Below are 10,084 nucleotides of genomic sequence, written 5' to 3'. Positions count from 1 at the left end.
CCACTTGCCCAGGCGTTTGATCTGCTTGACGATCGCCCCGGGGCTGATCGACAACCCGGGAAGATGTTTGAACAAACGCGTGATCTGCCGGAAGGGAAGCCGGTAACAGACGCGCATCACCGCCGCCGTCGCCAACGCATTACCGAGCACGTTGTCCACGAAGTTACGCAGCACTACCCAGACCAACTTTCTAGGCTTACAGCAGCTCTGGCCGAAAAGCACATCGAAGAAATCATCATCACCGAGCTGCCCGAACTACAACTCATGGCGGAGCTCCACTTGGGCGACGGGCGGTCACGACTCGGCATCGGCGAATGCTCCGCTATCGCCTTCGCAATCAAGAGGGGTTACGCTCTGGGCATTGATGACCGAGCCGCCGCAAAAGCGGCGAAGAGAATCGCCCCAGCACTTGAGGTCCGAACGACCCAAGAGATGATGGTCTCACTCATCCAACTCAGTGCTATCGATGTGGTCCGTGCGGACGCCATCAAGGAGACATGGGAGAAGGACTACCGCTTTCGACTCAAGATCGCGAGCTTCTCTGAGCTCCTGTAACCGGTCGGACTCTCCGCCCACCAAGCAGCCAACCACAGCTTCGTCCCCCATAAGTCATACGTCACCCCAGACCCTCCATATCTATCGTTGTTTACTTATTCGGGGGAGGTCGAACGATGTTCAAAGAGAAACTTGCTACCGCCATTACTGGCCTCAAAAACCGTAGCTGGCTGATGTAATCAGAACTTCCTGCACTTCCAAGGGTTTACGGCCTCGGACGGACGCAACATATGATACACATGTAACACCTGTTCGCCAGAAAATTGTGTACAGTTTTGTGTACATTTTCGGGATCAATTCTTCGCGGAACCTTTGACATAAATTCCCCGACGAACGTCGCTATCGTTATTATAATCTTCTATACGGCGATCTCCCCCATCGCGACTAAAGGGGCGATGGCGAAGAGGGACCGGCCGCCGCACGACATGGCCACGGACACAAAGCGTGTGAATCGTGGCCAAGGGATGACGTTTTGCCCGATGCGGCGCGACGATCGGGAACGGCGGAAAGGCAGTCCAATACGCTAATCGACGTCTCCGGCATGGCTTGGTCCTCCTTGACCTGCCACTTCTATCGATTATCGACACGGAAGTACTGAAAGGCACTGATCCGACACGAGCATGACGCGTTTCAGCAGGAGGTCTTGTTCGGCCCTACGGTCTCTTCCCCTCATTTATGCTTTGCTCAAATTCGCAACTTTGCAACTACATTCGACGAAGAAATGGTAAAGGAACATTACGATGCCCAATTTGCTTGATCGGTTCGGGGAGTGGTTTGCATCTAAGTTGAACCCGCGATTCGATTGCTACCGTCGCGCGCGTCTGCTTTACGAATCCTATCTTCACGAGATGGGCAAGCCTGTCTACAAGATGAGTCCCGACGACCACCGCATTGCGCTCGCCCATCCTGGTTTGCACGAAGCCGAATCACTATACACGCGCGCTATAGAACTGTGTGACCAGCATCATGCTCTCCGCGACCGCGCCTTCGGTCTTATGCAGCGCGGGATGCTCTTCGGGGTTCAAGACCGCCGCGACGAAGCTATTCGCGATCTAGCAGACGCCGAGCGCGGACTCCGCGCCTGCGCATCCGGCGGAGACGAGGTCGATGCGTTGAGTGACGTCGTATATCAAGTCGGCATCATCCGCCTTCGCTCCGGCAACTTGGATGGTCTTGCAGATTTGGCCAAATCCCGCGAAATTGACGCCCGCAACGACCGCCAGGATGGCGTCTTGATTTGTGACCAAACGATCCGTCACTTCAAAGCAGTCCACCAATGAGAGTTATACTTCCCCCAACTTTTACAGGGCCGCTGGTCTGGATAATCGCTCGAGACAGCAACTCACTCGCCCCAATGATGGCAGCTTTGTCTTCGCACCTTTCAGGAGAGAATGCCCTAGCTGTTGCCGCTACAACCACTGATGGCGGCTACGACCCAAAAACTGACGAACTCTCCAAACTCGCCTTCATCGTGATCTTGGCGATCGACGAAATGGCATGGGACGACCCAATCCTGCTTAATCATGCCCGTGGCGCCGCCACACGCCTAGCCGGCGAAAGGGTCTTTCATTTCTTCGCCTGTACCCCCGGACTTTCGCCCGACGCGATACACGCCCGCGCGCGATCTGGAAACCGATTGGCGAGCCTGCTCGTCGATTCAATGCACCTTCGTAACGACGCCACGCCGGACGCCACCGCACTGGACGTTGCGCGCGCAATTCACTCACGGAACGATGCAATCGATGTCGCCCACTACCGCACTTTGGTCCGTCATGTAGGTCATCACGTCCGAAGCGGCATCACCGTAGTTCAATTTCTTTCCGTTCCCTTAGTATTAGCTACTGCCGTGCTCTATCGGGTCTCCAGCGTCGGCTGGCGGGACACGCACCTGCCAGCAGGCGCGTCGGCCATCATCGCAGCGGTGGCCAGCGCCGCGGCCGTTCATTTCGCCATGCTACCTGTCTTCCTCTGGCTCGGCGGTGATCAGGCGAGCCGATGGAAACGGCAGAGCACGGACTTTGCCCCACGATCCACCGCACACTTGGTGGCATGTGTCTTGTTCATCACGACTGCTCACGCCACTGGACAACCCCATTGGACATGGTTCGGCCTCGCACTGGGGCTGCTTATGGAAGTCAGTCGGCGACGGGCGACCAGGCTCACGCGCCCCGGCTCCGTGGCGGCTGCCTTTCAGAACCTGGAGCGCGACCGCAAGGGTGCCATAAATCGCGCCCACCGCTTGCTCGATGAGTTGCCGTCACTTGATGCGATTCCACTTTGTGCCGCTTTGCCGCGCCATACCGTCTTCGTCAGTTATTCGCGCGCCAGTCGCTGGAGTTCTGAGTCCGCACAGAAATTTGCAGCAAATTTCGCGCGCACGGACATTCGCGTCTTCCTCGATCAGCTTTCCATCCAACCCGGCGACTCGTGGCGCCAAACTTTGAATCGCGAGATTGAGACCGCCGACATTTTTGTCCTTTTCCTTGACGACTTCGGCATGTCACGCGAGTGGGTCGCCTCCGAGATTATGGCCGCCCTCGACGGACGTTCCGCCATCGGCCGCCCCGCGATCTTCGTCGCGATTGATCCAATGACCCGACTCCCTGTAGATGGCGTCGCCGAACTGTTCGCTCCCCTCATCGACCCGCAGCGAGTTCCCCGCTTCGGCCGTCCAACTGTGATGCGCATCGACAGCGACGCCGACATTAATATGCTTGCGCTGACAGTTCGCCGCGTCCATCCAATCCAGCTTCTACCGGGCTCAGCCAGTGCGCTGATTTTTATGCTCAGCATTCCAGTCCTCGCTGTGGCGGTTACGGCCGCTTGCGTCCTCGGGATTCCCGCAATGATACTCGGGCCAATGATGGCCAATGGAAAACTTAGCTGGGCTGCTGCAGCAGCCGCAAACGGTCTCGACGCGCCTATCATCATTGCATTGGCGTTCATCGAAGGGGTTGCGATTCACCTTTGCGTTGCCTCTCGTTTCAAGATGGCTATTAAGGACCGTAAAACCCTTGCGGTCGTTCAATCGATCCCCGCTATTGGCATCTTCTGGACGATTTGCGCAATAGCTAAGTATTGCCATCCTATTGCCCTTGCCTGGTCTGGAGTCCTCATCGGATTCGGATGGCTGGCCGGAGCCTCGTTCATCAGCGGCGTTGGCTTGGGTAAGCCCTCAACTGTTCTCGAATCTGCCGCCGAATAAACGCTGTATTAGTCTTGAATCCCCAATCTCGCGCGCCAATCCCTGCGAATCGTGTCAATCGACACGACTACCGTCGCGATCGACTGCACAAGAGCCATGGGGATAATCCATCGGAGTTGCAGTTCAAACCCAAATTTTCTGAACAGTACGTCAGCCGCTACGGCCGAGCCTATAAACGCAATCATGAGGAGCCTCAGTGGACGCGGCGACCTTAGGGTCAACGCCCTCAGCACCAAAGCTAGAGCCGCGGTGGCAAGTGGCCATGCAAGCGCGCACCCGACCATGATCACAGTGCTGTGGCCTACACCATATGCGCGGAACAACGCCTTCAATTCGTCATTCGAGTTCACATGGAGCCTCATCACTGTCCCATAGGTCATTATTGAGGCGATGAACCCATTGGCTGCCAAATTCCAAATCACTGTGATTGCGTGATGCACGACATCATTGCGCACTCGCACCATTAGTCCTGCGCCCATCGAGATTAGTCCTGCTACGGCACCGATGAGAATCGCCGTCACGCACGTTACAACCTCCGCCATATGCCAACTATCGCGCTCCCACCAATCCGCTGGCAATCCGAACGCGAGCCGCAACAAATACATTGTGGTAAACGATCCAATGAGAAACCCGATAGAACCACATAGTCGGCCCACTGGCGGAGAGCAGTCGCGGACCCGTTCGCGCAGCTCCGAATCCTGTTTTCCTACCGTTGTAAAGGCAGTTGCCACTATCCTCCTATGGCCGTATGGGCGATCTTATCGCCAACCACTGCGCTCGCCAATAACAAAGCTATACCGCATGTGTAGCCAGAGTTTGCTCAAAATGATGTTTGTGAAAATCAATAGTTTTCGGCTAACAGGTCAAGGTAAAGCAGTTCTCTTTTGACCATCGCATTTTCGTTCAGTCAATCGCCGACATCGGAATAATCTGGGCTATCTACGGCATCGCCATGTACAGCAATCCCATCACCCTCGCCTGGGCCGGTGTGCTGCTCGGATGTGGTTGATGCACCGGAGCCTCCTTCATCAGCGGCATCGGCCTCGTTAATCATCGACCTCCTCGAAACCGCCGCACGTGTACTTCGTAACAAACCATCCGACGAGAATTCGATCGAACCGCACAATCGTCCCAACGGCGGCGACCACTTGCGAATCCGGTAGCGCAGTTTCAAATCCTATTCGCCGACCGTTGTATATCGGGTCGCTATGTATCCTCCGTGAACAGCAGTTTCGAAATCTGATAGCGAGACCGCTTCGAGGGCATCGGATATTTTCCTATTGATATCCAAACCAATCGGAATGCCGGGGGAGCGTGTCCATGACGGATCTAAGTTTATCAATTGCCCACTGCCTTGACTCAACCGGTGATGTTCCTTGAGCTGTCAACAGTGTGGCTAGCTTGTGATCAAAATCTTCCACGGCTCGGCTGACGGTTGGGGCATGGGCCGTGAACACGGTTCCAATCACACCGCGCACTGGCCTGCCCGCAAGCGATTCTGCGACAAACCAGTTTCCAACTGCAAGAACCATGTCTGGAGGGTGACGATCGATCAATGCAATGGATGCATTTTCGTTCGGCAGATTTGATGATTCTAGAAACTTCACCAGAATGCTGAGCCGCGAACGCTTCGCTCCTTGACCGTAGGCGCCGTCAATGTCCAGACCGTAGTTGACGATCATTTTGAGGCCGCCCTTGACGGCGTGCCTTTCAAGTGCCTGACGCTCTCGACGATACCACTCGTACGCATGGGGAGTTCGCGGCTTATCACCGTAACGTGCTTTCCAAGCGGGATGGTCCGGAGGCTCATCCGGAAGACTAAACGAATTGAGACTGCCTTGAATGCGTACGCAGAACGGCTTGAACCTTGAAATCGCTTCGTCTGAAAATCGCTCGATCATTTCGGCGCGTTTTTCCGGCTCGTTGGCACACCCGATGCGTGGTACCCACTCACGGCCTGCCTCCCGAACCAGTTGCTGGAAGTTCACGCGCTGAAGGATCCGCTCCAAATCGTTCAATTCTTCATCGACCTTCACCGCGTGCCGCATCGCAATCATGCCTTCGGGGACTTTCCCGATACAGACGGGAACGCAGGGCACCTTCATCGCCTCGGCATATCCAATCTCTTGATGGACCCAGCCGCGCTCATGAGATCGTGGTGTCAGAATGGGGACGAAGACGTGCGAATGAGTGATATCCGTCTGAATTCCCTCAGTGAAGCCTTTGCCGGCAGCTAAATCCTTATCAGACCAAGCCTCCAATCCCACTCGCCTCAAGGTCTCGGAAACAACGGCATAGGCATGACCGTCCAGATGTGAGTAACTAATAAATGCGCGATATGTGTGCTCTGCTGACACGATAGGCATATGATACCGAAAACGAGATTGCGGCATAATAAGGTGATCGCGGGGCAACCTAACCCCGCATTAATAAAGAAGCACATCTGCCTTGCAATTCATAAAACATGCCAATCCTCGCCGCGATTCTGTAGGAAGCGATGGTAATTCAGGCTGACCCCTCCCTATTGCATGTCCAATTAGGTAAAATCCGTCGCTCACAGAGAATGCAAACCGATCTTCTTATCCCGCCGCTGCCTTATGAGCTTCGCATTGGTGTCTCCGGGCATCGTAACTTGTCGGATGTGGATGGGGTTTCACGGGCAGTTAAATCCTTGCTCGAGCAAGTCCAGCGGACGTTCGAATCGGCATCAGAGCACCCCCACGGCATTGGCGGCTCATTGAAGACTTGGGCCCAGCGAATAGACTACGCTCTCATTCGGTGCGCGAAAATGGCATGGACGTCGCTGCCCATAGCGGACCATCATACGCCGCAGGATCGTCGCACACCGCTGCATTGGACCATCGTGTCGGCGCTGGCCAAGGGTGCCGATCGCATTGTTGCCAAGGCGGTGTTGGATCGCCCGAACTCGCGGCTGCAAGCGGTGTTTCCGTTTGACTTGGCCGAATACAGAAATGATTTCGATCGGCCAGACGACTTGGCGGAATTTGAGTTGCTTCGTCCACGAGATCCATCGCCGACCGTGTTGGGATCTAGCGATGACAAGGACAATACTGCCGAAGCGATACAGAAGCCACCGTTGACGGATGAGCAGCGCAACGAAGGATACATGGCGGCGGGGCGCTGGGTCGTGGATGCGTGCGAGATGCTAATCGTTGTTTGGAATGGCAAAGCGGCTGCTGGTCATGGTGGCACAGGCGATGTTGTTGCTTATGCTTTGAGCCATGGGCGACCGGTGATTTGGATCAATTCTGAACTGCCGGCAACTCCGCCGAAATGGCTTGTCGCGTGTAAACCGGATGGTGCCGCAGCTGCCCAATCCGATCGCCCGTTCATTGAACGGGAGCTGCCAGCGAGCGCAAAGGAGCTTTCGCAGAGTTTTCACCAGGTCGCCGCCTACAACCACGGCGCTGCGTTTGATGGTGACGCCTGCGGGGCAAGTTACCGTTGGCAGGAAAACCACCTGCGTACACACGCCGCCCAGGCGGGTATTGGTGCGGATTTTCTTTCTCCGATCATTCAGCACCTGCTGCCGCACTATGCGAAGGCGGATCAGATGGCCATCCGCTATCAGGAGCTTCACACCGCCGGCGGCGTCGCGATTCATTGTCTCTCGGCCGCTGCCGTCAGTACCGCCGTCATCCAACTGCTGATGTTCCCGCAATCAACCTGGCTGATCCTGGTTGAGGTGGCGGCGATGATGGTTGCGGTTGTACTGCTGCGAATCAACCGCAACGAAGCATGGCACGAAAAATGGCTTCACAATCGCCATTTTGCCGAACGATTGCGGACGGCCTGCTTCACGTCTTTGCTCGGGCGATCGGTATTCGCCGGCAATCCGCGGCCGGAAGATACGCTGCCATTTTATCGCGCGCATGGAAGCTGGGTTTCGCGCGGCTGCGATTGTCTGATCCCGAATTGTGAGAAGGTGATGCCTGCGATTCATGAGCTTAAACCGCTCAAGCGGTTCTTGATCGACGCATGGCTTGCCGACCAGGCTGCCTATCACGCATCCAACGCGCTTAAAAAACGCCGAGGCGTGGCGCGCTCGCGATATGTCGGGCTGTCATTTTTTGCCGGAACGCTGATTATGGCGCTGGTGCATTGGAGCGTGCCGCACGACGAAACCTCGACGCATGCCAATCTGGCGTTCGGCATGGCGATGGTCGTCGCGCTCTCGATTATCCTCCCGGCGTGGGGCGGTGCATCGCAGGCGATCAACAGCCTCCTGGAGCGCGAGCGAATTATGGGCCGTTCACAGCAGATGGACCAGGTCTTGCGTGAATGCACGCGCGAAGCCGAGCATGCGACAACACTGGATGACCTTCACCTTGCAGTGGCCAAAGCCCATCACGTAATGGCGACGGAGAACCAGGAATGGATGGTGTCCCTGAGTTTCCGGGAGTTGGAGTTGCCAGCGTGAGGCAGCGGAGATCATTTCCGTTCTTGCACATTATCTTTCGTGACTCGAGCAGGACGACGACGGGTCGGACGAAGGCGACGCGCGGCATCATGTTGGCGCGGGGTGATCACCATCGATTGCCCGAGCGATGCCCAAGTGTTCGAGGTGTACATCCGGCGTGTGTTGGTCCCGACGTTGTGGCCCGGGGACGTGATGGTGATGGACGATCTCTCGTCGCACAAACGTCTGGTCATTCGAACGCTCATCGAATCGGCCGAGGCGGTGGTGCTTTACCTGCCACCTTACTCGCCGGACTTGAATCCGATTGAGATGATCTTCTCGAAGGTCAAACGCCTACTGCGCACCGTCGCGGCCCGGGCGGTCGAAGCCTTGCACGACGCCTTTAAGACGCCCTGGTGGCCGTGAACCCTGCCGACATCGCAGGTTGTTTCCGCCACTGCGGCTACTCGCTATAACCATGAATACGCTGCTCTAGCCGAAGCGGGCAGCCGATGAAAATGCCCGACCAGCTTTTTGCCGTCGTCGCTGCTACCCTTGGGTCAACCAGAGAGCGTGAACGTTTGCCTGTTTGCTATCGGATAGGCTGCCGCAACATCACATCCCATTCTGCGAGTGCCACACGCCAAAGTTAATGCGTGATATTGATTAGTCGGCCTTTATATGCTTGATAGATTTGCTCCATAAATCCAAAAATGAATTAACTATCCGAAGTCGGTCAGGAACGACAGTGAATGATCCATCAGATTCGACTTTGAGACCACCAAATGCCTCTGCTGCCTTCGGGAGGATTGCTCGTAATTCGGGTGTGGGAAGCAGTAGGATGCTTCGATTCGTTTTGTTTGGATCGTCGCCTTCGAGGAAAAGAAACCGCTGGTCAGGACTGACATAAGCGTAGTTCAGAACGGAATCTTCATCCTTGGCGACAGCTTCGCCACCTCGTTCAACGTCAATCAATGGTAATCCTGATTCAATATCCCATACAGTGAACCAGTAATAGCCCAAATTAGGCGGATCCCAAAAAAAACTACGCGTTAGCAGTAAGTTCCGCGCCGCTCCAAGGTCGGAGGCCAACGGTATTGCTGGTCTTAATGACCCACCAAAGTAGGAGGCAAGCGGTTCCGATCCTTTTACGTCGTCACCAAAGAGTCGCCTTTCTTCGATAGCGGAACCAATACGTTCCCCAGTGTTGGAATTCAGAACTTCCGTAGTAAAAGAATCGGTCTGAGCTACTAAAACATCTCCGTTTTTTTCGAAGTGAATCCGCAAAACAGGCGATACCATTTCCCGGCGCCATAGCGTTCCGCCTAACCGACCGGAATCTTCGCGCATCGCTTCAATTTCGGACTGCTTAGCCATCCGAATAGCAATTTTCCGGTTGGGAGAACGAGCAACAACAGTATTTATCGGAAGTAATGCCAATTCTCGATTCACTTGTTTCCTCGCCGCCGCTTCATCATCCAACACAGAAGCCCGCAAGTCATGATGCTCAGGAAAAGAAGGAATTGGTATGAGCTTATATTCTGTGATGCGCTCCCCTGCCATCACCACACGAATTCGGTCTGATGCTACTCGACTGACGCCTTGTGGATCAGCCGCAAGTGCTATCGTATTGCCCAGCAGTTTGTTTTCCGTCAAATCGCATACCATCAGTTGCCGGTCAGCAGAGGCGCTCACTAGCCATTTTGCGTCAACGTCAACAAATGCTGTTTGGACGCTATTCGAATGCTGGCAGCGACCGACAATGACCTTCCCCATGTAGCACGGGCGCGGCGGACAAACAACTCAGTTCATCTTGGCCTCGAACGCTTCGGGGCTCAAGTAGCCTAGCGACGAATGCCGACGCTGGCGATTGTAAAATACCTCAATGTACTCAAAGACGCTGG

8 protein-coding genes and 1 pseudogene are annotated in these 10,084 nt (G+C 55.3%); 5 read left to right on the top strand and 4 right to left on the bottom strand.

The annotated features are described in order from the left end of the window. The 3 genes from VGN12_05085 to VGN12_05075 all read left to right on the top strand — a co-directional run. Positions 1-555 (top strand): hypothetical protein (locus VGN12_05085; GenBank protein ID HEY4308808.1); only part of this gene is annotated, 555 nt, incomplete at its 5' end. Positions 556-1,295: 740 nt separating this feature from the next. After that, complete coding sequence (locus VGN12_05080) at positions 1,296-1,835, top strand: hypothetical protein (GenBank protein HEY4308807.1); 540 nt, start codon at positions 1,296-1,298, stop codon at positions 1,833-1,835. Between the two features lie 74 nt (positions 1,836-1,909). Next, positions 1,910-3,760 carry a toll/interleukin-1 receptor domain-containing protein gene (locus tag VGN12_05075; protein HEY4308806.1) on the top strand — a complete coding sequence of 617 codons (1,851 nt, stop codon included), beginning with the start codon at positions 1,910-1,912 and terminating at the stop codon, positions 3,758-3,760. 907 nt (positions 3,761-4,667) lie between these two features. Here the strand turns inward: VGN12_05075 and VGN12_05070 are convergent. Further along, positions 4,668-4,814 carry a hypothetical protein gene (locus VGN12_05070; GenBank protein HEY4308805.1) on the bottom strand — a complete coding sequence of 49 codons (147 nt, stop codon included), beginning with the start codon at positions 4,812-4,814 and terminating at the stop codon, positions 4,668-4,670. A 223-nt stretch (positions 4,815-5,037) separates the two neighbouring features. Beyond that, positions 5,038-6,126: a toll/interleukin-1 receptor domain-containing protein gene (locus VGN12_05065; GenBank protein ID HEY4308804.1), complete on the bottom strand. Its 1,089-nt coding sequence runs from the start codon at positions 6,124-6,126 to the stop codon at positions 5,038-5,040. Between the two features lie 197 nt (positions 6,127-6,323). Here VGN12_05065 and VGN12_05060 point away from each other — a divergent pair, with 197 nt between their 5' ends. Both VGN12_05060 and VGN12_05055 read left to right on the top strand, forming a co-directional pair. Further along, complete coding sequence (locus tag VGN12_05060; protein ID HEY4308803.1) at positions 6,324-8,201, top strand: hypothetical protein; 1,878 nt, start codon at positions 6,324-6,326, stop codon at positions 8,199-8,201. 102 nt (positions 8,202-8,303) lie between these two features. Continuing rightward, positions 8,304-8,573: pseudogene (locus VGN12_05055) on the top strand (transposase). A gap of 273 nt (positions 8,574-8,846) precedes the next feature. Here the strand turns inward: VGN12_05055 and VGN12_05050 are convergent. After that, positions 8,847-9,956, bottom strand: coding sequence for a hypothetical protein (locus VGN12_05050; protein ID HEY4308802.1), 1,110 nt, complete (start codon positions 9,954-9,956; stop codon positions 8,847-8,849). 27 nt (positions 9,957-9,983) lie between these two features. Beyond that, positions 9,984-10,084 (bottom strand): IS3 family transposase (locus VGN12_05045; protein ID HEY4308801.1); only part of this gene is annotated, 101 nt, incomplete at its 5' end.

The sequence above is a fragment of the Pirellulales bacterium genome, from assembly GCA_036499395.1.
Classification (GTDB): Bacteria; Planctomycetota; Planctomycetia; order Pirellulales; family JACPPG01; genus JACPPG01.
The sequence above is the reverse complement of the archived record's forward strand: the minus strand, read 5'-3'. Positions and strand labels throughout refer to the sequence as shown.

What these genes read in the sequence shown, in the direction of transcription:
- VGN12_05065 (HEY4308804.1), bottom strand. Translation starts at nt 6,126, where the DNA reads ATGCCTATCGTGTCAGCAGAGCACACATATCGCGCATTTATTAGTTAC.
- VGN12_05050 (HEY4308802.1), bottom strand. Translation starts at nt 9,956, where the DNA reads ATGGGGAAGGTCATTGTCGGTCGCTGCCAGCATTCGAATAGCGTCCAA.
- VGN12_05070 (HEY4308805.1), bottom strand. Translation starts at nt 4,814, where the DNA reads ATGATTAACGAGGCCGATGCCGCTGATGAAGGAGGCTCCGGTGCATCA.
- VGN12_05060 (HEY4308803.1), top strand. Translation starts at nt 6,324, where the DNA reads ATGCAAACCGATCTTCTTATCCCGCCGCTGCCTTATGAGCTTCGCATT.
- VGN12_05080 (HEY4308807.1), top strand. Translation starts at nt 1,296, where the DNA reads ATGCCCAATTTGCTTGATCGGTTCGGGGAGTGGTTTGCATCTAAGTTG.
- VGN12_05075 (HEY4308806.1), top strand. Translation starts at nt 1,910, where the DNA reads ATGATGGCAGCTTTGTCTTCGCACCTTTCAGGAGAGAATGCCCTAGCT.